Origin of the sequence: Sphingobacterium sp. MYb388, from assembly GCF_037479535.1 — a bacterium.
Taxonomy (GTDB): domain Bacteria; phylum Bacteroidota; class Bacteroidia; order Sphingobacteriales; family Sphingobacteriaceae; genus Sphingobacterium; species Sphingobacterium anhuiense.
In genome coordinates this window covers 206,582-231,850 of record NZ_JBBGYV010000009.1, presented here as the reverse complement: position 1 = coordinate 231,850, position 25,269 = coordinate 206,582, and the positions used below count along the sequence as shown (strand labels likewise).

20 protein-coding genes are annotated in these 25,269 nt (G+C 33.9%); 8 read left to right on the top strand and 12 right to left on the bottom strand.

Annotated elements, in window-relative coordinates; translation table 11 throughout:
• Positions 1 to 95: 95 nt before the first annotated feature.
• From WH188_RS22710 to WH188_RS22695, 4 genes are all read right to left on the bottom strand, one after another.
• On the bottom strand, positions 96 to 848 hold the full coding sequence (locus WH188_RS22710; RefSeq protein WP_021189289.1) for a zinc ribbon domain-containing protein: 753 nt from the start codon (positions 846 to 848) through the stop codon (positions 96 to 98).
• Positions 848 to 1,948, bottom strand: a complete 1,101-nt coding sequence (locus WH188_RS22705) for a Nif3-like dinuclear metal center hexameric protein (RefSeq protein ID WP_168127995.1) — start codon at positions 1,946 to 1,948, stop codon at positions 848 to 850. Before WH188_RS22705 ends, WH188_RS22710 begins: the two co-directional genes overlap by 1 nt.
• On the bottom strand, positions 1,938 to 2,438 hold the full coding sequence (locus WH188_RS22700) for a hypothetical protein (protein ID WP_021189291.1): 501 nt from the start codon (positions 2,436 to 2,438) through the stop codon (positions 1,938 to 1,940). The genes WH188_RS22705 and WH188_RS22700 overlap by 11 nt, the downstream gene beginning before the upstream one ends.
• Positions 2,439 to 2,892: 454 nt before the next feature.
• Positions 2,893 to 3,600, bottom strand: a complete 708-nt coding sequence (locus WH188_RS22695; protein WP_168127994.1) for an SAM-dependent methyltransferase — start codon at positions 3,598 to 3,600, stop codon at positions 2,893 to 2,895.
• 126 nt (positions 3,601 to 3,726) lie between these two features.
• Between WH188_RS22695 and apaG the strand changes: the two genes are divergently transcribed.
• From apaG to WH188_RS22675, 4 genes are all read left to right on the top strand, one after another.
• Positions 3,727 to 4,113 carry a Co2+/Mg2+ efflux protein ApaG gene (apaG, locus tag WH188_RS22690; RefSeq protein WP_168127993.1) on the top strand — a complete coding sequence of 129 codons (387 nt, stop codon included), beginning with the start codon at positions 3,727 to 3,729 and terminating at the stop codon, positions 4,111 to 4,113.
• A gap of 465 nt (positions 4,114 to 4,578) precedes the next feature.
• Positions 4,579 to 6,438, top strand: a complete 1,860-nt coding sequence (locus WH188_RS22685; RefSeq protein WP_168127992.1) for an ABC-F family ATP-binding cassette domain-containing protein — start codon at positions 4,579 to 4,581, stop codon at positions 6,436 to 6,438.
• A gap of 99 nt (positions 6,439 to 6,537) precedes the next feature.
• Positions 6,538 to 8,397, top strand: a complete 1,860-nt coding sequence (gene mnmG / locus WH188_RS22680; protein WP_132771753.1) for a tRNA uridine-5-carboxymethylaminomethyl(34) synthesis enzyme MnmG — start codon at positions 6,538 to 6,540, stop codon at positions 8,395 to 8,397.
• Positions 8,398 to 8,583: 186 nt separating this feature from the next.
• A complete protein-coding gene (locus tag WH188_RS22675; protein ID WP_232789371.1) occupies positions 8,584 to 10,158 on the top strand; it encodes an Ig-like domain-containing domain in 1,575 nt (524 codons plus the stop codon).
• On the opposite strand, the gene WH188_RS22670 is transcribed toward WH188_RS22675, so the two are convergent.
• Both WH188_RS22670 and nadB read right to left on the bottom strand, forming a co-directional pair.
• Positions 10,155 to 10,664 (bottom strand): gamma carbonic anhydrase family protein, encoded by a 510-nt coding sequence (locus WH188_RS22670; RefSeq protein ID WP_132771751.1) that lies wholly within the window; start codon positions 10,662 to 10,664, stop codon positions 10,155 to 10,157. The two genes, WH188_RS22675 and WH188_RS22670, sit on opposite strands and share 4 nt — an antisense overlap.
• Positions 10,665 to 10,671: 7 nt before the next feature.
• Positions 10,672 to 12,264 carry an L-aspartate oxidase gene (gene nadB / locus WH188_RS22665; RefSeq protein WP_168127991.1) on the bottom strand — a complete coding sequence of 531 codons (1,593 nt, stop codon included), beginning with the start codon at positions 12,262 to 12,264 and terminating at the stop codon, positions 10,672 to 10,674.
• 2,006 nt (positions 12,265 to 14,270) lie between these two features.
• Here nadB and nadA point away from each other — a divergent pair.
• Together nadA and thiL are read left to right on the top strand one after the other, a co-directional pair.
• The gene (gene nadA / locus WH188_RS22660) at positions 14,271 to 15,266 is read left to right on the top strand and encodes a quinolinate synthase NadA (RefSeq protein WP_168127990.1); all 996 of its coding nucleotides are present in this window, start codon (positions 14,271 to 14,273) and stop codon (positions 15,264 to 15,266) included.
• Positions 15,267 to 15,286: 20 nt separating this feature from the next.
• Positions 15,287 to 16,333 carry a thiamine-phosphate kinase gene (thiL, locus tag WH188_RS22655; RefSeq protein ID WP_168127989.1) on the top strand — a complete coding sequence of 349 codons (1,047 nt, stop codon included), beginning with the start codon at positions 15,287 to 15,289 and terminating at the stop codon, positions 16,331 to 16,333.
• A 56-nt stretch (positions 16,334 to 16,389) separates the two neighbouring features.
• Here the strand turns inward: thiL and WH188_RS22650 are convergent, their stop codons facing one another.
• Complete coding sequence (locus WH188_RS22650) at positions 16,390 to 17,214, bottom strand: segregation and condensation protein A (RefSeq protein WP_317166848.1); 825 nt, start codon at positions 17,212 to 17,214, stop codon at positions 16,390 to 16,392.
• Positions 17,215 to 17,347: 133 nt separating this feature from the next.
• Here WH188_RS22650 and dxs point away from each other — a divergent pair, with 133 nt between their 5' ends.
• Positions 17,348 to 19,276 carry a 1-deoxy-D-xylulose-5-phosphate synthase gene (gene dxs, locus WH188_RS22645; protein ID WP_132771748.1) on the top strand — a complete coding sequence of 643 codons (1,929 nt, stop codon included), beginning with the start codon at positions 17,348 to 17,350 and terminating at the stop codon, positions 19,274 to 19,276.
• A gap of 413 nt (positions 19,277 to 19,689) precedes the next feature.
• Complete coding sequence (gene dnaA / locus WH188_RS22640) at positions 19,690 to 21,114, top strand: chromosomal replication initiator protein DnaA (protein WP_132771747.1); 1,425 nt, start codon at positions 19,690 to 19,692, stop codon at positions 21,112 to 21,114.
• 97 nt (positions 21,115 to 21,211) lie between these two features.
• Here the strand turns inward: dnaA and WH188_RS22635 are convergent, their stop codons facing one another.
• From WH188_RS22635 to WH188_RS22615, 5 genes are all read right to left on the bottom strand, one after another.
• On the bottom strand, positions 21,212 to 21,619 hold the full coding sequence (locus WH188_RS22635; RefSeq protein WP_021191448.1) for a hypothetical protein: 408 nt from the start codon (positions 21,617 to 21,619) through the stop codon (positions 21,212 to 21,214).
• Between the two features lie 196 nt (positions 21,620 to 21,815).
• A complete protein-coding gene (locus tag WH188_RS22630) occupies positions 21,816 to 22,202 on the bottom strand; it encodes a hypothetical protein (RefSeq protein WP_031289190.1) in 387 nt (128 codons plus the stop codon).
• A gap of 95 nt (positions 22,203 to 22,297) precedes the next feature.
• Complete coding sequence (gene lpxK, locus WH188_RS22625; RefSeq protein ID WP_168127988.1) at positions 22,298 to 23,353, bottom strand: tetraacyldisaccharide 4'-kinase; 1,056 nt, start codon at positions 23,351 to 23,353, stop codon at positions 22,298 to 22,300.
• A gap of 1 nt (position 23,354) precedes the next feature.
• Positions 23,355 to 23,819, bottom strand: a complete 465-nt coding sequence (locus WH188_RS22620) for a gliding motility lipoprotein GldH (RefSeq protein WP_168127987.1) — start codon at positions 23,817 to 23,819, stop codon at positions 23,355 to 23,357.
• A gap of 62 nt (positions 23,820 to 23,881) precedes the next feature.
• Complete coding sequence (locus WH188_RS22615; protein WP_206368615.1) at positions 23,882 to 25,267, bottom strand: PSP1 domain-containing protein; 1,386 nt, start codon at positions 25,265 to 25,267, stop codon at positions 23,882 to 23,884.
• Positions 25,268 to 25,269 lie beyond the last annotated feature (2 nt).

Sequence of the window (25,269 nt, the reverse complement as noted above, 5' to 3'; positions counted from 1 at the left end):
AATAATTTATCAATAAATTATGTATATCAATTAAGTTGCAATAAAAAAGCCCCAATTAAAAAATTGGGGCTTAAATATCAATATAAGGCTGTTTTTTAGAAACCGTAGTCTTGTTCTATTTCTAAAACAACACCTTCGTCTACTAAAACACGTCCACAGTGTTCACAGATAATAATTTTCTTACGTTGACGAATCTCAGATTGTAGTTGTGCAGGAATTTTATTATGACATCCTGAACAGCTATCACGGTCAATTGAAACAACTGCAAGACCATTCTTGAATGAATTACGTAAACGGTAATAAACTTTATTTAAGCGTTCATCAATGTTAGCTTCCGCTTTTTCAGCTTTAGCCAACAAATCATCTTCATCTTTTTGAGTTTCAGAAGTAATTGTTTCCAATTCTTTCTTTTTACCTTCTAACTCACCTTTACTATACTCTAAATTAGATACTGTCGTATCGTAGTTTTCTGTTTTATTGCGAATTTCGAATTCGAATTCTTTAATTCTTTTTTCACAAACTTGGATTTCTAATCCTTGAATTTCAATTTCTTTCGAAATAGCATCATATTCACGATTATTTTTTACTTCGTTCAGTTGACTTTCATATTTTTTGATAGCCAATTGAGCGTCTTTAATCATGTTCTTACGCTTAACGATCGAATCTTCTAACTCATCTAAGTCTGTTCTGATCTTTTCGATACGTGTTTCTAAACCCGCAATTTCATCTTCAAGATCTGCAACCTCGATAGGTAATTCTCCTCTAATTTGGCGAATTTTATCTACTTTAGTATGTATGGCCTGTAATAACCATAATGCTTTCAATTTTTGTTCTACGGTTTGTTCCATCAACAATAGTGTTTTATAGGATTTGTATCTACTTCTGTTATTAGGACTGCAAAGTTAGGAAATTTTTCTGTAATTATATCGAACAATAATTCTTGCGTAAATTGTTCGCTTTCATAATGACCGATATCTGCAATCACAATTTGATTTTCTGCATCAAAAAATTCATGATATTTATAATCGGCTGTAACAAAAAAATCCGCTCCAGACCGCTTTGCGGTATTTAATAAAAATCCACCGGCACCACCACATACGGCAACCCTTGACACAGGTTTACCCTGTAGAGCAGTATGTCTAATAACCTGCAGGTTTAAATTATTTTTTAAATAGGCTAAAAAATCCTGTTCAGACATAGGACTTTCTAAATTTCCAATAACTCCAGCTCCGACTTCTTGATTTTTATTTTCCAGTTTAAGCGTATCGTAAGCAACTTCTTCATAAGGATGTGATTCATACATAGCCAAAAGAACTTTACGTTCAATAGCTTTTGTATAAACAACTTCAATTCTGGTCTCTTCCACTCTTTCTTGTAGCCCAATTTCCCCAATAGTTGGTTGTGCTTCGCCATGAGGTCTAAATGTACCATAACCGGCATTATTAAAACTGCATTGATCGTATTTGGTCCCAACTTTACCTGCGCCAGCATCAAATAGAGCTTCTCTAACCAATTCGACATGGCTTCGTGGGACATAGACCACAAGTTTATACAAAAGATTAGATTTAGGTTCTAAAATAGCCTGATTTTGAAGATTTAACAGGGAGGCTATCTTTGAATTAACACCACCTGTTATATTATCCAGATTCGTATGAATAGCATACAGCGCAATATCATGTTGAATTGCTTTTATAACAGTACGCTCTACGTAATTGTTACCATTAAATTTCTTCAGACCTTTAAAAACAATAGGATGATGAGAAACAATTAAATTACATCCTTTAGCAATTGCATCATCAACTACCTCTTCAGTACAATCTAAAGAAATCAATATTTTTGAAAGTTCTTGATCCGGATCTCCCACGATTAAACCGCAATTGTCATACGACTCCTGTAGATCTAATGGTGCTATCCTTTCCAGATAAGCAGTAATTTCCTTAATCTTCATGTTTATTCTCTAATTCTTCTTGATCCCTAAAAGTATTATGTTGCTCTAATATACGCTTATAATTTTTGATATCAACCCAATAATTAATCATGGTTACAAAATGAAAAATAATAGCAACAACAGATATAAATGGGGGTAATGGAATATTTGTCGCCAAATATATCCAGCCATATAGTGAACCTTTCTTAAATGTCGGAGATTCATCTACAGCGATTTTACGATCAAAAAATTCATTAATTAACGAATCCCGTAAACGTCTTGCTACTTCAAAATTCCAATAAATATTAAATAAAGGAATAGCGATACCAAATACCTGATTAGGTTTTATACATTGATTTTCTTCTGACACCAATAATAATGTCTTTCTCATCGTATTGGCTAAAAACAGCCAAATAACAATACGAATAATATAAATTGCAATTACTGTATAGATAAACTCCGGCTTTGAAATTTCCTTCAATAACTGTTCTTGTAATTCTACTTGATCCATCTGTGCTAATTCTCGTTATGCAGTAAAGATACCAATTCTTTTAAATTCTTTATTCGTCGATTTTGATCAATTACCCTTAAAATGATATTTATATTAAAAGCTTTAACCTATTCCCAAATAGTGAAAGAGTGGGGGATTTATTAGATTATTATCCAACTGTATTCCTGCAACTTAGCAAGTTTTATGAAAAATAAAGTTCATATAAAAAATATATCTAATTAATAATCAGACGTGTATTTCAAAAGCATAGTATGCCGTATACAACTGAGATAATGATTGCAATCTACATGGAATCATTTAATACAACGCGTTTCAAAAACTATTCGTTATCAACAGATAAAATAACAGAGTAAATAAGTACTTACTCACCGTATTTCACCCCGTTTAAAACACCTCAGTGAGGTTTTTAATTTCAGTATGCGAACTTACCACACTAGGGTAGGGGAGACCATTACTAGTAAAGCAAAAATATAGCAGGTCTTTTATGAAAATCATCGGATCTCTTTTTCCATTGATCAATAGTCAATGTTTTAATAAATTCAGCATCATCTGTGAGATCACATGCAACACAAAGTTTAGTTTGTCCTTTACATGTTTTTAATAATTCGGCCAGTAATTGATTATTTCTGAAAGGAGTTTCTATAAAAATTTGTGTCTGATCTTCCTTTGATGCCTGTAGTTCCAATTCTTTTATACGTCTTGAACGATCTGTTTTATCAATAGGTAGATATCCTTGGAAAGCAAATTTTTGTCCACTAAAACCCGAAGCCATTAAGGCTAATAAAATAGAACTAGGCCCAACTAATGGCACAATCTTAATTCCTTGACGATGTGCTTCAGCCACAATATCAGCACCGGGGTCAGCAACACCTGGGCAACCAGCTTCGGACATGAGACCGACATTTTTACCTGCTAGTAAGCCCTTGAAAAAATCTTTAATGTTTCCTTTATCTCTTGCATGCTTACCATAATCATAAATGATCAAATCCTTTTGAGGAATATTAAGTCCAGCTTGTTTAAGAAACTTACGTGCTGTCTTCTCATTCTCTACAATATATTCATCCAAGCTATTTATTGTCTCCACTAAATAGGAAGTGAAAGATTTTGCTGATGCTTCCTCGCTAAGAGGAACCGGAATCAAAAATAGTGTACCTTTTTGCATATTTACAAACCTACTAAATTGTCTTTCATAACAGATGCATTTTTCAATATAATGTAAAACCTTATCATTTTTTTGAGTATTTAAACTCATTATTAGTAACTTAGTTGCATAGCAAAAAAACTATATATGACAACTCAAATAACAGAAGGAATAAAAATTTCAGTAGAATGCGTTTTTCAACCTGAATATTCTAATCCAGAAAGAGATCATTTTATGTTTGCTTATCTAATAAGTATAGAAAACTTAAGTGATTCAAGTATTCAGCTCATGAGCCGCTACTGGGATATTTTCGATTCAATCGGAGATCATAATGAAGTATATGGTGACGGTGTGGTCGGAGAACAGCCCATTATTGAGCCAGGTCAAATGCATCAATATACATCAGGATGCAATTTAAAAAGTGAGATGGGCTATATGGAAGGTTACTTTAATATGATCAAATTGATAGACGACTCTTCATTCAAAGTTGACATCCCTAGATTTAACTTGATTGCAAATTACGTATTGAACTAGATCATTATCACCTGCATTTCATCTTATCCAGATCTTCTCCAAAGATTACATATAAAAGGCGAAAATTACTTACTTTTGCGTGATACATTTGTGAGTGGAAATTATTTTCTAAATAATCAAATTCATATATCTTCCTTATTCATCGCGATTGATTTTACATGTGATAAAATCTGCTTGAATAACTTGGACATACTGTTGCTAGGGACCAACATTTAAAATCTCCTATTAAATGACCAACTGTCATTTATTCTTAATAAAATAATACGTTAGCAATGTGCTAACTTTTGCATATAATTTACTACCATCAAAGTTATTTATACTAGAGGGTAGACATTCATAGTTTTTAATACATAGAGGTGTATTGAAAAACACAAGAAAAACACAAAATACTAATAATCAGTATTTTATGTTTTTCTTATGTATAAATTATGCAATTTATTGAACAAGAAAAATTAGGAAATTAACGTGAGTATATTAGCAACTGAACAAGTAAGTCATTCATTTCATGATAGATGGCTTTTTAAAGATTTACATTTTGGACTTCTAAAAGGGGATCGAGTAGCCTTAGTAGGTATCAACGGAACAGGAAAATCAACCCTTCTCTCCATATTAGGTGGCAAATTAGAGCCTACCTCCGGAAAAGTTGTTAAAGAAAAAGGTATCAAGATTGGTTTTTTAGATCAAGATCCTAAATATGATGGATTAACCTCCATTAACGATTTTATATATTCAACTGACAACGAAGAACAGCGATTAATTAGAGATTATGAAGAGCTTTTGGCTATGCCAGAAATTGATCAGAATAAATTAGAAGAGCTGACAGAAAAAATAACAACCCTCAATGCATGGGAGTATGAGTATAATATTAAGACTATTTTGAATAGACTTAATATTGTCGATTTTCATCAAGATATAAAGAGTCTTTCGGGAGGACAACGTAAGCGACTAGCTCTAGCAAAACTTTTAATAGACGAACCGGATGTTTACATTCTAGATGAGCCTACCAACCATTTGGATATTGAAACAATAGAATGGCTTGAAAAACTTTTGACAACAGGAAATAAAACTGTATTACTGGTTACCCATGATCGTTATTTTTTAGATAACATTTGTACAGAGATCAGAGAATTGGATAGGGGAAAGCTGTTTACTTATAAAGGAAACTATTCATACTTCCTCGAGAAAAAATCTGATCGCGAAGCGATCGACGCAGTAATGGTAGAAAGAAGTAGAAATCTATTACGTCGGGAACTAGAATGGATGAGAAGACAGCCGCAAGCACGTGGTACAAAATCAAAATCTAGAATAGATGCTTACTATGAGCTTGAAGATAAATCCAAAGCTCAAAAAGCAAATGACTCTGTTCAGTTAAGTGTTAAAATAAGTAGACAAGGCTCTAAAATTTTAGAATTGGAAAATGTCTCTAAAAATTATGGAGATAAAGTCATCATCAGTGATTTCTCTTATGTTTTCAAAAAAGGTGACCGTATTGGATTAGCCGGTAAGAATGGAACAGGTAAATCTACTTTTCTAAATTTAATTACCAAAAATGAAGTACCGACTAGTGGTAGTATTGCTGTAGGTGAAACGACCGTTTATGGATATTACAAACAAGGTGGTTTAGAAGTAAGTGAAGGAGATCGAGTTCTAGATGTTGTAAAAAATGTAGCAGAATATATCAAGATGGCAAATGGTGAAGTGATCACTGCTTCACAATTGTTGACACACTTTTTGTTTCCTCCTGAAAAACAATTTGGTTTTGTAAGCAAGTTGAGTGGGGGTGAGCGTAAGCGTCTACAACTAATGCGCGTGCTGATGTTAAACCCGAACTTCCTAATACTCGATGAGCCATCAAACGATCTTGATATTGACACCTTAAATGTTCTAGAAGATTTCTTAATGAACTATAATGGCGTACTTATATTAGTTTCTCACGATAGATATCTACTAGATAAATTGACAGAGCAATTATTCATATTTGAGGGAGAGGGAAAAATTGATATCTATAATGGTAATTATGCCGATTATAAAACAGAGCAGGATATCTTACTAAAAGAACAAAAACAGAAAAAAGATATTCCTGTTCAAAAGAAAGAAGAAGTAAAGGAAGAAAAGAAAAAGCTTTCATATAAAGAGCAATTGGAGTACGATAAACTGGAAAAAGAAATACAGCAATTGGAAGAACTCTTGGTAGAAAAAAACGATACACTTCATTCTACGGTTGACCATGTACAACTATCAAGTATAGCAAAAGAAATAGAAGATATACAAAATAGTATAGACGTCAAATCTGAAAGATGGTTGAGTCTAGCAGAACTGATGTAAAAATAACACACTACGTTTCACGTGAAACGTAGTGTCATAAATAATAAAAACTAAACAATCAATTCCGCCGTTTCACGTGGAACTTTGAAATAAAATAAGATGTTTAAAAAATATAACGTTATCGTAGTTGGTGCAGGACATGCCGGCTGTGAAGCCGCGGCGGCAGCTGCAAACCTAGGTTCATCTGTACTTCTCATTACAATGAATATGGGAGTAATCGCACAGATGAGTTGTAATCCAGCAATAGGTGGAGTAGCAAAAGGACAAATCGTAAGAGAGATTGATGCCATGGGTGGCTATACGGGTATCATCGCAGATAAATCAACTATTCAATTTAGAATGCTTAATCTGTCGAAAGGACCTGCCATGTGGAGTCCCAGAACGCAGAATGATCGTATGCGATTCGCAGAAGAATGGAGATTACAACTGGAAGCTCTGCCAACATTAGACATGTGGCAAGATACCGTGAAAGAAGTGATCGTTAAAAATGGAAAAGCTTGCGGTGTCATCACTTCTTTAGGAATAGAAATAGAAGCAGACGCAGTAGTCCTAACAAATGGAACTTTTCTAAATGGAGTCATTCACATTGGCGAAAAGAAATTCGGTGGCGGGAGAACAGGAGAGAAGGCAGCAACAGGTTTAACAGAACAACTTGTATCACTAGGCTTCGAGTCCGGTAGAATGAAAACCGGAACACCTCCGCGAATCGATGGAAGAAGCTTAAATTATGCCTTGATGGAAGAGCAATGGGGCGACGATAATCGAGGTCGGTTCTCTTATACAGATACTCCATTACCGACAGAGCAACGCTGTTGCTGGATCACATATACCAATGATAAGGTACATGAAATGTTGAAAACAGGTTTTGAAAGATCGCCTATGTTCACAGGTAGAATTAAAGGTCTCGGCCCACGTTACTGTCCTTCGATAGAAGACAAAATCAATCGCTTTGCAGAACGTGAAAGACATCAGATTTTTGTAGAACCAGAAGGATGGACTACCAATGAAATTTATGTTAATGGCTTCTCCACTTCTTTACCGGAAGACGTGCAACAAAAAGCTTTACAATTGATCCCAGGTTTTGAAAATGCAAGAATGTACAGACCAGGTTATGCTATAGAATATGATTTCTTTCCACCTATGCAACTTGATCTAACTTTGGAAACACTCATTGTAAAGCATCTCTTTTTTGCAGGACAGATTAATGGTACTACAGGTTATGAAGAAGCAGCAGCGCAAGGATTCATTGCAGGTATCAACGCACATCAACGCATTAATGATGATAAAGAACTAATCTTAAAAAGATCTGAATCTTATATAGGCGTACTAATTGATGACTTAGTAACAAAAGGAACTGATGAGCCATACCGCATGTTTACTTCCAGAGCAGAACACCGCTTACTGCTAAGACAAGATAATGCAGATATCAGATTAACACCGATTGCCCATAAATTAGGATTAGTAGGAGATGAGCGACTGAATAAAGTAAATGAGAAAATTAAAAATTCAGATCATATTATTCAGTATCTTAAACAAAATTCAACAACAGTAGATAAGATGAATCCTATCTTAGACGAAGTTGGATCAAGCTTGATTTCACAAAAAACAAAATTGGTTAATTTACTAGGAAGACCACAAATCAATATCTATGACCTCGCGAAAGGTGATTCAGATTTTGGATCCTATTTAAACCAGTTTGACAAAGAGACAATAGAGCAGGCGGAAATCAAAGTCAAATATGAAAGCTACTTCGAGAAAGAAATGGAAATCGTAAACAGAATGAAAAAAATGGAAGATAGAGAAATCAATCCAGATTTTGATTATTCTTCCTTAGTTTCGTTGTCGATAGAAGCAAGACAAAAACTAGCTCAGGTAAAACCTAGAACATTGGGCCAGGCATCCAGAATATCAGGTGTATCACCATCCGATATCAGTGTTTTAATGGTACATATGTCATAATAATCTGATTTACAGTTACTTGTATAATAAATATTATCAATGCAAAATAAAGCGATATAAAGTATTATTATTTCATTTATGAGTCAACATTCAAAAAAAAATAAAACAAGCTTAAAAAGCATTAAAAGCACACTAATCACAAGGTTAGTGCTTTTAAGCTTGTTTTCTTCTCTGATTTTATTAACTGTGCAATGTGCAAGCATAAAGCAGCCAACAGGTGGACCGAAAGATTCAATTGCACCGGTTGTACTCAATGAGTTTCCTAAGAATTTCTCAAAAAATTTCAAAGAGAAAAAAATTAGCATCACATTAGATGAGTATATTAAACTCAATAATCAGCAAAAGGAAATCAGTGTTTCTCCTGATATGGATAAGCCACCACAATTTAAAATTAAAAAGAAAGTACTCGAAATTACCTTACCAGATTCTTTAGAACAGAATACAACCTATACCATCAATTTTGGAAAGGGTCTCGTTGATTATAATGCGAGTAATCCAATCATCAATTACAGTTATGTATTTGCAACAGGAGATCAGATTGATTCATTATCAATATCAGGAAATGTAACCAACGCTTTGACAAAGGAGAAAGAAAAGGAAGTCCGGGTATTACTAATTCCAGTCAGTCAGGATTCTATATTTGGCAAAAAGAAAGCCAATATTTTTGCGCAAACAGATACAATTGGCAATTTTAAAATAAGTAATCTAAGAGCTAATACCTATCGCATTTATGCACTAAAGGAAACAAATAATGACCGTATCTATAACGGCGCAGATGAACTAATCGGTTTCTTAAAAGACTCCATTGTATTGGACAAAGACCTAACGAATATTAATCTTCAAATATCAAAAGGTACACCACTTAAATTTAGAGTAGTTGACAAGAAAATTGAAAACACAGGACGAATACATTTAGTTTTCAATAGGGGTATTAAAAAGCCAAACTTAGTGCTACTAAATGATGATGAAAATGATAAATCAAAAATTGTTAAGTACTCGGAAGCACAGGATTCAGCGTTAATTTTTATTAATAACCTGGAAAGAGATTCTTTAAAATTTGTCTTATCAGAAAACAATACAGTACTTGATACCATATTGGTAAAGAAATCGAATCTGAAATTAGATAGATCAATTGTTCCAACAACTTCTCCATCTACAGGTAAAGTTGACCGCGTAAAACATCTAACAATATCATCTTTAACACCTATAAAATTAATAGATAAAAGCAAAGTAAAATTGATAGAAGATAGCATTGCTAAAACAAATTTTCAACTCCAATTGGATACTAATGTTGCCAATCTTTATCACTTAAGATACAATTGGAGAAAGCAAAAAAACTATGAAATTATTCTTGAAGAAGGCGCAATGCAAGGCTATTTCGGTGAAAAAAATAAAGAGAAAAAGCTGACACTCGCTTATGATGATAGTGATAATTACGGCGATATAACGTTTACTTTTACTGCCATTGACAGTGCAAGACAGTACATCGTAGAACTTATTGATGAGAAAAAAGAAAAAGTATTCCGAAGAGATATTCTCAATAATTCAATCGGGAAAGTAGCTTATAAAGAGTTCCCCGGTGGTAAATATTCCATCAGAATAATACGCGACGATAACAAGAATGGCATTTGGGATCCTGGAGAAGTTTATAAATCAACGCAACCAGAACCCCTAGTATATTTAAACAAAACCTTTACAATACGTGCTAACTGGGAGCAAAATGAATCGTTCAGTTTACAGGAACTGAACGACTTGAATTAATCAAACCAGGAACTATAAAGCACATAATTATGCGGTAACTGCTGTAACAATAACTTTTGTTCATCAGTTATCGCTTTTATTTTTTTAGCCGGCACTCCAGCATATAAATACCCCGATTCACATACTGTATTTTCCAAAACAACAGCTCCTGCTGCAATAATAACATGGCTTTCTAGCACAGCATTATCCATAACAATGGCCCCCATACCTATCAGCACATAATCATGTACAACACAACCATGTACCATCGCCTGATGGCCGATGTTCACATAGTTACCGATCGTTGTACCAGCCTTTTGATACGTACAATGAATAACAACCCCATCCTGAATATTGGTATAATTACCGATACGGATATAATTTACATCTCCTCTTACGACAGCATTAAACCAAACTGAACAATGCTCTCCCAGCTCAACATCACCTACAATAGTACAATTAGGCGCTATAAAGCAGTTATCTTTAAATTTAGGGCTAATACCCTTTACTGGTAATATGAAGGCCATAATTGTTCTAAAATAAAGTATCTGTTAAAGTATCAGCATGTTGCGGATAATCTGTTGTAAAATGCAGTCCCCTACTTTCTTTTCTTAACAAAGCAGATTTTGTCACAATGAAAGCCACCTGTATCACATTTCTAAGCTCACATAGTTTAACTGACAATTTAGTATGCCTATAAAAGTCTTCAGTCTCCCCATACAATAAATGCAATCGATTGAGTGCTCGTTCTAATCTAAAATCTGAACGTACAATGCCAACATAATCACTCATCACTTTTTGACACTCTCGCAGATTATGGGTAACCAAAATATCTTCATTGGAAAGCTTTGCTTTTGAATCATCCCATTCTGGCACTCCTACTGCATAATCGGCTGTAGAAATCACTTTTGTAGCATCCAGGTAAATACGATGCGCATATACCAATGCTTCTAACAGGGAGTTGGAAGCTAGGCGATTTGCGCCATGTAAACCTGTCGATGAACATTCGCCACAAGCATATAAATTTTGAATACTGCTACGTCCAAAATCATCAACATAGATACCCCCGCATAAGTAGTGCGCAGCTGGTGTAACAGGAATAAAATCCTTACTCATGTCGAGTCCAATAGACAAGCATTTCTCGTAAATATTTGGAAAATGTTTAATAATATCCTCCTTCTCACGGTGGGTTATATCTAAATAAACATAATCAATTCCTGACTTTTTCATCTCGGCATCGATTGCTCGAGCCACAATATCCCGAGGTGCCAATGAAGCTCGTTCATCGTATTCAGCCATGAAATCATCCCCATTAATACGTCTTAGAATACCGCCAAAACCACGCACAGCTTCCGAAACCAAAAACGCTGGTGAGTCACTCGGATTATACAAAGCAGTAGGATGAAATTGCATAAATTCCATATTTCGCACCTTACCTTTTGCACGGTAAACCATGGCAATTCCGTCACCTGTGGCAATAGTTGGATTGGTTGTACTTGCATATATATGGCCAGCACCACCAGAAGCCATCACCGTAGTTTTGCTCAAAATCTTATCAACCTGATGCGTATTTGTATTGAATGCATAGATGCCAAAACACTTAATATCGCTCCTTTGCTTATCGACAAATTCACCTAAATGGTGCTGTGTTATTAAATCTATAGCGAAATAATGCGTCAACATTTCGATATTTGGATGCTCGTGTATTTTCTGCAAAAGAGACCTTTCAATCTCATACCCCGTGATATCTTTATAATGCAAGATACGATTGGCAGAATGACCTCCCTCCTTCGCAAGATCATAAAATCCGCTGTCCGATTTATCAAATGAAGTTCCATATGAAATCAATTCGTTAATACGTTCTGGAGCTTCCCGAACTACGTTTTCCACAATATTCACATCGCATAAACCATCCCCAGCAATCTGAGTATCAATTATATGCTGCTCAAAGCTATCAGACTTATCCACAACTGCGGCCACTCCTCCTTGTGCGTATTTTGTATTAGATTCATCTTCGTTAGATTTTGTGACAATCAATACTTTACCATGATCAGCAGCTTTTAAAGCAAAGCTTAATCCCGCTATTCCAGACCCAATTACAAGGAAATCTACCTTTTTTTCTGACATAAAATAATATTACATGTGACCAGCACATTTTGACTATTCAAATTAACAAAAAATGTGGAAAACGTGTAAATAAAAGGTTAAATAAAAATGATAACTTTTTTTTTTTTGTTGATATCTCCTATTTCTCACAAAATTCTTAAAAGTTATTAGCACAAAACTGCTCGTTTATCAACATAAATTAACATCAAAAAAATTCACATTTTTTTATTGAAAACAAAATCAAGGAAAAATCAGATAATTAAAAATCAGGCCTTTAAAATGAAATTAATGTGAATAAATTGTTAATAACTTTATAAAATCTTCATATCAAAATAAAAAATCACACTTTTATCCCCATTTTCCACACACTAATAAACAATAAGACCTTTTTATATAAAAAAGATTATTATTTATTAAAAAAAAAGAATGTGGAATACGTTTGATTTTCTTTGTTTAGTTTTGTCAAGTTGAATTTGAGTCTTTGAGAATTTGATTATTGATTAGGTATTGAAACTGAAATCAAATATTCAATTCTCAAGGGCTTTATTTCTTTTGAAAATATTTTTAAACCCCTTTAGAATGCGATAAATCTTATTTTTTAATTTAAAAATCTAAATAATGAACTGTTAAACAGCTTAATCGGCTATTTTAGTGGCTTTAGATTTCAATATTTTGATTTTATTTTTTTATTATTCTAAATATTGAATCTTAAATACCTGAAATTTGTTTTTTTATAAATTGGTCTAGATTTAAAACGAAAAATTTTAGGTCATTTTACACTGAGATCCCTTTGGTCAGTCTTTTTTGTAATTGTGTATACAGCATTTTCAAAATTTTTAATTGAAATCTCTCCTGCCGATCTTAAATACCATCTTCTTAAAAATCATATTTTTGAAATTTGAAATTGAAAAAATAAATTTTTCAATTTTTTTTTGAAAATGTTATTACGATTAAAGTCGTTTAGCTTTGAATTTTTATAAAATTTTTTGGATTTTGTAAAAATTTGAGCTTTTAAAGTGGTTTATTTTATAAATAAGCCCGCTTAGAATTGAATATACTTTTTTATAAAAAATGAATTATTCTACATTGTAATTTCAAAGCCTTTAATTTGATTTTAGGCGCCTTGAGGATCTCTTATTTACTTCATCAGAATTTTATTTTCAAAAAATTCTATCTATGGTCGCTTTATTTTTTTTAAAAAATTAGCAGTCAAATATTTTTATATCATCTTCAGATCGTAATGGCCGATGATCATAGCCGCTTCCACTTTTCAGTAATTTTTTTTTTTCGAATCTTATCTTTTGTATTTAAAAGCGTTTTACTTGCAATATTTGTTTTTTTAAAATTTTTCTGTTGATGTATAGGTTTTCTCAAGCGTTTATATTAAAAATTAAGTCCCTTACATTTAAATATTTGAAAACTTTGTGAATAAATTTTGCTGTAATTTATTTGTATAGCTTCAAAATAGTTTAGCTTTGTCCTATTGATTTGCATTAAAATCATCTTTGATTTTTTAATTTATAGCATTTCATTAAAATTCTTTGATATTCTCACCATTCTATATTGTGATCAATACTGCGATATTTGATAATTTTAGAAGTGAAATTCCAAATATTCGATTCTAAGAGCCTTTAATTTGAATTTTGAGGCCTTTACAATTCGATATTTATATTTATGTGGACAACTATATTGAATATTTAAATCTCATATTGCTATACAGTGCTATTTAGATAGGTTTTTGTAGTCTTAAAATTCACCTTTTAAGAAATGTTGATAAGTGTGTTAATTATCTTTATGACAAGTATTTACATTGTTATTTTAGCCTTAATTTCACCTGTTATTAACACATAGTAAAAATACGCTTTATTGAGATGTTGATAAGTGTGTTAATTAGCTGAATATTAATATACTATTTGTAACTATCAGTTAGTTACGGTTGGAATTATAAACATCATTTTCTATTTGAAAGATTTATTGAAGAACTATTCTTAATTTTGTAACGTAAATCAAATTAAGAAGAAGAATTAATGGATTTAGTAAATTACGATATTGAAGCTAAGGGCTATATTGATGCTCCTATAGATCCTAGCTTAGATTTGATACAAGAGATCAAACGTCTTAAGGAAGAGAAAAACGCCGTCATTTTAGCACATTACTATCAAGAAGCGGAAATACAAGATATAGCTGACTATATTGGTGATAGTTTAGGTTTATCTCAGGAAGCAGCAAAGACCGATGCTGATGTGATTGTTTTCGCTGGAGTGCACTTTATGGCTGAAACAGCAAAGATACTTTCACCATCAAAAAAAGTTTTACTTCCAGATGCCAAAGCAGGCTGTTCATTGTCGGATTCATGTCCACCTCATCTATTTGCTAAGTTTAAGGAGCAGTATCCCGATCATCTGGTCATCACGTATGTAAACTGTACTGCAGAATTGAAAGCGCTATCTGATATTGTCTGTACTTCTAGTAATGCAGTTGAGATTGTGGAGAGTCTACCGAAAGATCAAAAGATCATTTTTGGACCAGATCGTAATCTTGGGGCCTATGTAAAGAAGAAGACAGGAAGAGATCTTGTTTTATGGAATGGTGCATGTATGGTGCATGAGATTTTTTCTCAGGATAAAATAGATCGTTTAAGAGCTGAACATCCCGATGCAAAATTCATTGCTCATCCGGAGTGTGAAGATCATATCTTAGCAAGTGCAGATTATGTAGGTTCTACCTCTGGAATGCTGAAGTTTACAATCAATGATCCTGCGACCACATATATAGTCGCTACAGAGTCGGGAATTATCCATCAGATGCAAAAGGCTAGTCCAGGTAAAACTTTCATTCCTGCGCCTCCAAATAATGCTTGTGCGTGTAATGATTGTCCACATATGAAATTAAATACGTTGGAGAAGCTTTATAATTGCTTAAAGTATGAAAGTCCGGAAATAACACTAGATGATTCGATGATTGCCCGTGCGCAACGACCTATTGAACGTATGTTGGAAATATCCGCACAATTAGGATTATAAAATATAAAACAAAGACAGATATGTTAGAATTTGATAATACAGAAAGAACAAATTTAGGAGAGTTGGGTGAATTTGGTTTAATTTCATATTTAACGAAGGCTGTCGAGATTAATGAACCCAGTACCCTTAAAGGTATCGGGGACGATGCCGCTGTTTTAGATTTTTCAAATAAGAAAACTTTAATTTCAACAGATCTTCTGTTGGAGGGTATCCACTTTGATCTGCGTTATGTTCCTTTGAAACATTTAGGCTATAAAGCTGTACAGGTGAATTTGAGTGATATCTATGCCATGAATGGAACAGCATCGCAAATTACATTCTCAATAGGGTTATCCTCAAAATTTCCATTAGAAGCAGTTGAAGAAATCTATCAAGGTGCACTGATTGCTTGTAAAAAGTATAATGTGGACCTTATTGGCGGGGATACGTCAGCTTCAGTTCAAGGATTGGTTATTTCGGTAACGAGTATCGGTTTTGCTGATGAAGATCAGATTGCCTATCGATCAGGTGCACAGGAAGGCGACTTGTTATGTGTTTCAGGCGATTTGGGCGCTGCTTATGTTGGGCTACAATTACTAGAGCGTGAGAAAAATATCTTCTTGGAGAACCAGAATATACAACCAGATCTAGAAGGTAAGGATTATATCGTAGAGCGCCAGCTAAAACCAGAGGCTAGAAGAGATATTGTTGAATTATTAGCAAAAATCGGTATTAAGCCGAATGCAATGATTGATGTATCAGATGGATTGGCATCAGAGATTATACATATTTGTGAGGCATCTGATAAAGGTTGTAAACTTTACGAAGATAAAATACCGCTGGATTCGATGACTTATGAGACAGCTCGTGAATTTGGAATAGATCCAACCGTTTGTGCGTTGAATGGAGGAGAAGATTATGAATTATTGTTCACGATTCCACAAGCTGATTATGATAAGATAAAAGGATCGATGGATATTACTGTTATTGGGCATATTACACAAGCAAGTGAAGGATGTCAAATGATTTCTAAATCTGGAAAGGTCTATCCAATAACGGCGCAAGGTTGGAATGCATTTAAAGACTAAGGGTATTGTATACTATAAATAGAAGAGGCGATAATCCAGATTATCGCCTCTTCTATTTATGATGCTAATTCTTCTTCAATATCGATGTGATCGAATTCATCTGCACGTCTTTTTCGGATACTGAATTCGTTATAGCCGAAACCTATTTCTATTTGCAATAATTTTTGTTGAAGCATTTCAAGGATCGCGAGGAAATTGTAAACGAACTGTACCTTATTTTCAGAGTTTTTTAGAATATATTGAAAATCGAGTTGCCTATTTATTTCTATCAAATCTGCAATTGCCTTTTTTTGTTGATCTATACTATAAGGATGTTTTATAACAGTATGTTTTACTTCCGCAGGTCTATTAGCATATTGAAACATGACACGTTCGTATACCATCATCAATTTATACAGATCAAAACTGTTTAATTCTTCGCCTGTATTTGACTCCGGCCTAGCAAGTTTAATATCGTAATTGATATTACCCCGTTTATAAAGTTTAAGCCGCTCATCTTCCAATAATTTTAAATCCTCACAGGTATCCTTAAACTGCTTGTATAAAATTAATTTTTGGATTAAATCTTCTTTAGGATCGATTTCATTTTCATCATCATCCAATTCCGGGCGTGGGAGAAGCATCTTAGCTTTTATACGCATCAGGGTCGAAGCCACAAAAATAAATTCACTGGCCATCTCCATGTCTAATGCCTGTAATTTGTTGACATATGACAGGAAATCGTCGGTTATTTTTGAGATTGGTATCTCATGAATATTTAATTCATCCCTTTCAATAAAAAATAAGAGAAGGTCAAATGGGCCTTCAAACTGGGGTAACTTTATTTCGTATCCTTCTTCTACTTGCATATCAAGAGCAAATTTACATAATAATACAAACATTTTTATTTCAAACTATTAAAACTAAAAGCTTCTGCAACTGTTCATTTTCTAATACAAAAAGTATGATAAATACGAAAGTTGTGATAAATTAGTTGTTATTTTGTATCAATATTTTAAAGTAATTAGCAATACTATGCAGTTTGATGCTGGAGAATTATTAAGTAAAATCAATGATCCCTCTGATCTGAAAAAACTCAAGGATGACCAACTGGAACAAGTCAGCCAGGAATTACGTCAATATATCATTGATTTAGTTTCGGTTAATGGTGGTCACTTTGCAGCTAGTTTGGGAGTAGTTGAATTGACTGTGGCATTACATTATGTCATGAATACTCCCTATGATCAATTAATATGGGATGTAGGTCATCAGGCCTATGGGCATAAGATATTAACAGGACGTAGAGATTCTTTTCATACGAATAGAATTGTCGATGGTATTTCCGGTTTTCCAAAACGAGGAGAGTCCATCTATGATGCTTTTGGAGTAGGACATTCGTCAACATCAATCTCTGCCGCATTAGGTATGGCGGTTGCTTCTCAGATCAAAGGAGAAAAAGATCGTCAGCATATTGCGATTATTGGCGATGGTGCTATGACAGGAGGTATGGCATTTGAAGCTTTGAATCATGCAGGTATAGAGAAATCAAATCTTTTGGTTATTCTCAATGATAACTGTATGTCCATTGATCCTAATGTAGGAGCATTAAAAGAGTATTTAACCAGTATCACAACTTCAAAACGATATAATCGTTTCAGAGACGATATTGCATCTGTCTTATCCAAGATATCAGAGATGGGACCGAATGCTTTAGGAGCTGTTAAAAAGCTGGAAAAAAGCATAAAAGGGACATTGCTCAAGAATGCTAATTTATTTGAATCTTTAAATTTCAGATACTTTGGACCTGTTGATGGACATGATGTCAAAAAATTAGCAAAGACACTGGAAGATTTGCGCCATATCCCGGGGCCAAAGTTGTTACATTGCGTAACTGTTAAAGGTAAGGGATATGCATTAGCAGAAAAAGATCAAACCAAATGGCATGCCCCAGGTTTATTTGACAAAATAACAGGCGAGATAAAAAAATCTGTCAATGATAAACCGACAGCACCGAAATATCAAGATGTCTTTGGAAATACATTGGTAGAACTTGCGGAGAAGAATGATAAAATAGTGGGTATTACACCTGCTATGCCTTCTGGATCATCGATGAATATTATGATGAAAGCTTTTCCAGAACGATCATTTGATGTAGGAATAGCAGAACAACATGCTGTTACATTCAGTGCGGGTCTAGCAACCCAAGGGCTAATGCCTTTCTGTAATATTTATTCCTCATTCATGCAGCGTGCGTTTGACCAAGTCATTCATGATGTAGCCTTACAGAATCTTAATGTAGTATTTTGTCTGGACCGTGCCGGTGTAGTAGGAGCGGATGGTCCGACACATCACGGTGCTTACGATATTGCTTTTATGCGCTGTATACCAAATATGACGGTTTCCGCTCCAATGAATGAAGAGGAGTTACGCAATTTGATGTATACTGCTCAATTAGAAAATAAAGGTCCTTTTGTAATTCGCTATCCAAGAGGTAACGGCGTGATGGTCGATTGGAAAAAACCGTTTAAAGAAATTGAAATTGGAAAAGGCAGATTAATTCAGGATGGAGAAGCTGTTGCCATTTTAACTTTTGGAGCAATTGGTAACGAAGCCAGTAAAGCAATTTTGCAATTAGCTGAAGAAGGAATATATCCGGCTCACTATGATTTAAGATTTGCTAAACCTTTGGATGAAGAATTGTTACATAAAGTTTTTCAAAAATTTGAAAATATCATTACCGTTGAAGATGGCTGTTTGCAGGGTGGAATTGGGTCTGCTGTTCTAGAATTTATGGCCGATCATCAATACAGTCGTAAAGTTGTAAGATTAGGTATCCCTGATGCTATCATCGAGCATGCCGAACAGAAAGATCAATGGAATATAGCATACTACGACAGTGCCGCTATAATGGCCGAATGTCGAAAATTAGTAAAAGGTATAAAAACGGATACGATGGTTAGCTAAATTCGTTTGGTAAAAAAAATAAAAAAGAGGAATCATATCATCATGATTCCTCTTTTTTTGTTTAACTTTATAAAGATTCATCCGGCAGCAGTTCCCTTTTTTATAGTTTACTAGATTCGATCATTATTTTGCAACGTTATACGGATGGAATATTGCATGAATTATAGACCAAAAACTACTTTTTTTTAAAAAAAATAACAAAAAATTTGGAATGTTAATAAAAAAAAATAAGGCTAAAATTAGTTGCAAAAAAAAGCGATTTTTTTAATGTAACTAGTTGATTAATAATGAATTTAAATTAATTTTAAATTTTAGTTTTTTAGCTGATTTTTTTTTGTCATCTTCGTCTTAAGAGAAAGTTATCAACATTTTTTTGGTCGCTTATTGGAAATCAACTTATTAAGAATTTTAGAATGGAAAAAACGAGTACAAGTGTTTGGAATAATTGTCTTGCAATCATCAAAGACAATATACCAGCGCAAAGTTTTAAAACCTGGTTTGAGCCTGTGAAAGCAGTACGTTTGGAGGGTGACGTTTTGACTATTCAAGTACCTAGTTTATTTTTTTACGAATGGTTGGAGGAGCACTATGTTGGTATCCTTCGTAAGACTGTTAAAAAGTTTTTAGGTGAGCTTGGTAGGTTGGAATACAATATCGTGGTTGAGAAGTCATCAGCTTCAATTCCTTATACAACAAATATCCCTTCCAATGGCAATGGTGCAGAAGGTAAGAAACAATCTATACCTGTTCCTGTATCTTTAAATAAAGATATCAAGAATCCATTTGTAATACCAGGATTAAAGAAACTACAGGTTGATCCTCAATTAAATCAAAATTACACCTTTGATAATTTTATTGAAGGCGAGTGTAACCGTTTGGCGAGATCTGCGGGCTTTGCTGTGGCAAATAAACCTGGAGGTACCTCATTCAACCCATTGATGATTTATGGAGCTGTAGGACTAGGAAAGACTCACTTAGCACAAGCTATCGGTAATGAAATCAAAAGAAATCTACCAGATAAGTTGGTGATCTATGTTTCTTGTGAGAAATTTTGCCAACAATTCGTAGATTCACTTAAAAATAATACCATTAATGATTTTGTGAATTTTTATCAGGCAATGGATGTGATCATCATGGATGATGTACATAACTTCGCTGGTAAAGAGAAAACACAAGATATATTTTTCCATATTTTCAATCATTTGCATCAGTCTGGAAAACAAGTAATCTTAACATCTGATAAAGCTCCTAAAGATTTAGCAGGATTAGAAGAACGTTTATTAAGCCGTTTCAAATGGGGTCTTTCTGCTGATATTCAAATTCCAGATTTGGAAACAAGAATGGCTATTTTGAAAAAGAAAATGTATTCTGATGGAATTGAATTACCAGAAAATGTTGTAGAATATGTTGCAAATCAAATTGACAACAGTGTTCGTGAACTAGAAGGAGCTATGGTTTCTTTATTAGCGCAGTCAACATTAAATAAAAAAGAGATTGATTTAAATCTAGCTAAATCAATGCTTAAGAACTTTGTTAAAAACACGCATAAGGAAATTTCAATGGAATTTATTCAAAAGCTCGTTTGTGAGTATTTTGAAGTTCCAGTAGAAATGGTTAAATCTAAAGTTCGTAAAAGAGAAATCGTACAAGCTAGACAGATTTCAATGTATCTGGCTAAGAACCATACAAAATCGTCATTGAAAACAATTGGTTCATTCTTCGGTGGTCGCGACCACTCTACGGTAATTTATGCTTGTCAGACAGTAGAAGATCTAATTGAGACAGATAAGAAGTTTAAAACGTATGTAAATGATATTATGAAAAAGCTAAAAGCTTAATATCATCCATACATAAAGATATAAGACAAAAAAGGGATTCTAATTAGAATCCCTTTTTTTATCCAAATTGGATAACGTTTATGAACAAGCTCTTATACTATTGTGTTGTTTCTTCTGTATTTTCTTTTTGCTCTTCCTTGACCGGCTTAGGTGCTACTTCTGGAATAACTTTAGCAGGTCTTTCTGCCACCACTTTTTTGAATAATTCTTTTTGATCCTCTGTTAGTAATGCATCAACCTTTGCATCTGCATCAGCTTGTAATTTAGTAAATTGTTCTGTTAATACTTCTTTAGTAGCCGTAGTATCCTGCAGTAAAGCAGCCTCAGCTTTTGCCTGATCTAGCGTAATTGTATAAGCGGCAGTTTTCTGCTCGTCTGTCAAACTTAATTTTTGCGTTAATTCCGTCGTTACCTGAGTAGCTGTTTCTTCTGGACTAGCTTGTTGGGCAAATGTTAAACTGAGTGCTAATAAAAACCCGATCCCTGTTAAAAATAATTTTTTCATGACTGTTATTTTTAGTGTAAATATTCAATTCTTAAATTCTACTACTAAAACTAAAAACTACTGCTTTTTATTGTATCAAATCTGTTACTTTAACAAAGTTTTAACAAAATTAACGTTTTAAGTTATTGAAAATCAGTTTTTAATAAAAAAAGGTTCAACCGTGAAGTTGAACCTTTTGTCAATAATTATAATCAAATTAGTTTGATTTTTGTCTTTGTTGCCTACGTTCTAGCATTTCTTTTTGTAATGCGTCGTAAGATTTACTTTGTTCAGCATTTAAAAATGATTTGATTTTTACGTCGGTTGAAGAACGAAGAGGTTGCAATTTTTCGAAAGCTGCTTTACGGTCATCTGTATTCTTAAAAATATCTTGTTGCTTTTTGGACAGTTCCAAGCTATATACATAGATTGAATCTTTTTGATTTTGTGATAATTTTAATTGCTTATCTAATCTTTCTACCATATTTTTAGCTTGGTCTTCAGGAGATCGCTGCTGACCACCATTACGTTGTCTCTCTTGTGCCATAGCTGTTACAGCCAATAACATAAAAGCTCCCATTAAACTTGATTTTAAATTTTTCATATCATTTTATTAGTTTACTTATTTTTTATGTCAACTAGTTTAGTCGCCAATAAGAAGACAAATGATATTTAGTAAAGTTTAAGTGATGTGAAAATTTAAGATTCATTAACACTTCTGTCACAGATAGATAGAAGTTGTTGTTCAATAATATTTCGATATTCCTGATCTTCAAATGCTATTTCGATGGGAATGTAAGCTATAGGTAAGCTCTCTACTAAAGCTAAGTATTCAGGAGTACGGATTCTTTGTGCATCCTTTTCTGTAGTTATAATTAATTTAAAAGGATTTTTGATCTGATTAAACTTCTGTTTGACTGTCAATATATCATTTGATGTATAGGCATGGTGATCAGAGAAACCAAGATGCTCTATACCTTTTACAAGCCCTGTAAGGTAATCTAATAAAGGTTTTGGGTTCGCTATACCTGTAAGTAATAATACTGTCGTATTGGCGTTCATTTCAATCCTAGTTGTATTCAGATATACTAGCTCACCGTAGTGTATGGAAGTGAAAAAAATATTTGAAAGACCACTTTTACATTCTAGTTTTCTTTTAATAATTGCTTTCTCTTGAAGCGTAACTGAAGCAGGAGTTTTTGTAACCATAATCAGATCTGCGCGTTTAGATTCTCCTGGAAGATCTCTAAAATTACCCATGGGAAGTACAAACATGGGATTGAGGCAAGAATGATAATCGAATAAGAGTATTGAAAATGTAGGTTTTAGCTTACGGTGCTGAAAAGCATCATCTAGAATAATAACATCATGATTATCCATTAATGTTTCAACCCCTAAGCATCTGTCTTCACAAACAGCAACTGTAATATCTGAAAATTTATTTTTGAATTGTAAAGGTTCGTCACCTACTTCATCAGCAGTTGAAGAGACGGTAACATATTTAAAACCTTTGGTTTTACGTCCATATCCCCGACTCAAGGTAGCGATACATCTTTTATCTTTAAGGATTTTAATAATAAACTCCGTCATAGGACTCTTTCCTGTACCTCCAATGGCAAGGTTGCCAACAACGATAGTCGGTATGGAATAAGTTTTAGATTTTAGTATCTGGAGGTCAAATAATCGATTTCTGATCCAGATGATAAATCCGTATAGTATTGCAAAAGGGAATAATAGTAATCGAAGAAAATTCATTTTATTTGCTCATAATATTTAATCCAACGTCACTTATTTCTACAAGCGGATTGTCGCGCATATTCTGTTCAAAAGTGAATTGGTAAATACCGGTATCTGGGAACGTATAATTTTGATGAATAAGGCTACGCTGCGTATATAAAGAACCTGCGCTTTTTCCTGTCCATTTTCCATCAGCTTCTGCTAATTTGAGCGCTTTTCTATAGCTGTATTCTTTAGTTTTGGGACCTTTTTCATGTACTAAAACAAAAAGGTTAGAATAAGGGTATTTTGCCGTGTGTCGAACATTTAACCAAACGTCATATTTTTTAGAGATATCTGAAATATGTATGTTAAAGCTTGGTTTATCAGAATGGAGCCATTCTTTGTTGTTAATATTGACATTTTTATCAATAATGGTATTGGAATCGCAAGCACCCAATAGTATTATCATTATAAAGCCAATTAGAAACGCGTTGTTTTTCATTCTTATTTAAGTCTATAAAATTGGCGAGAATAGCTATTCTCGCCAATTAATGCAATAACTTATTATTCAGCTGAAGGATCAGTGTTATTGCCTTTATTTCTATTATTTCGATTCTTATTGAAACGTCTTTTTGGCTTACTTCCTGTACCTTCTTTACTTTGGGCAGAAGCAGTAGTTTTGTCTACATTTAAAACCTTTGTATTTTTATCCTGCTTTTGTTGCGGTTTCTCTAGCTTTACCGGTTGCGTTTTTACATTAGGTTCCGCAACAGTTTTTGCACGATTGTTAGGTTTGGATCTACCTTTATTATTTCTTTTTCTTTTGTTTTTTTCGTCCAGACGGGTTAAGCTATCTTGACCGACTACGTTCTCGTAATCATAATTAACAATTTTTTCCTCTTTGATCTCAGTATCAACAGTTGTGATCAACTCTTCAACTTTAATGCCCTGTTTATTCTTCTCGATTAGTTCTTTGACCTGATCCACAGGAAGTGCAATCCAACTCTCAGCTCCAGGATAAGAGAACCACATCATTTTCTTGAAAATGTCGGTTTTTTGCAAATATGCATTTCCTTTCAAAGTTTCAATACGGTCTACATTATTAGGAATATCCTTTAAAGCATCCATATAACTATCCAATTCGTAATTTAAGCAACACTTCAATTTACCGCATTGACCCGCTAATTTTAGCGTATTAAGCGATAGATTTTGATATCTAGCTGCAGAAGTTGAAACAGTTTTAAAATCTGTTAACCATGTCGAACAACATAATTCGCGACCACAAGAACCTATACCACCTAAGCGGCTTGCTTCTTGTCTCATACCAATCTGTCGCATTTCTATTCGAATACGGAATGACTCCGCCATTCTTTTAATTAACTCACGGAAATCCACACGACCTTCTGCTGTATAGTAGAAAGTTGCCTTTGTTTTATCACCTTGATAATCTACATCAGAAATTTTCATGGAAAGTCCCAATTCTAAAGCTAAATTACGCGCTTTATGCATCGTCTCCCATTCCAGATCTTTTGCCATATTGAATTTTTCAACATCGGCCTCAGTAGGTTTACGGTAGATTTTTTTGGTAACACTCTCTAAACTTACATTGTTTTTCTTTAACTGTAAGCGAACGAGTTCGCCAGTTAGAGAAACGTGTCCTATATCATATCCGCCTGTAGTAGGTTCTACAGCAACCATTTCACCTATTTCTAAATATAGATTGTCTGAATTGACAAAGAAATCCTTTCGGGATCCCTTAAATCGAACTTCTACAATGTCAAAAGGTTTATAGTTGGATGGCATATCCATATCAGATAGCCAGTCATATACATCTAATTTATTACATCCGCTAGTCATGCAAGAGCCATTATTTTGGCAACCTGCTGGAGTACCGCCCACTGTCGTCGTACTTCCACAACCTCCGCCGGATGAGCAACTGCCACATCCCATAG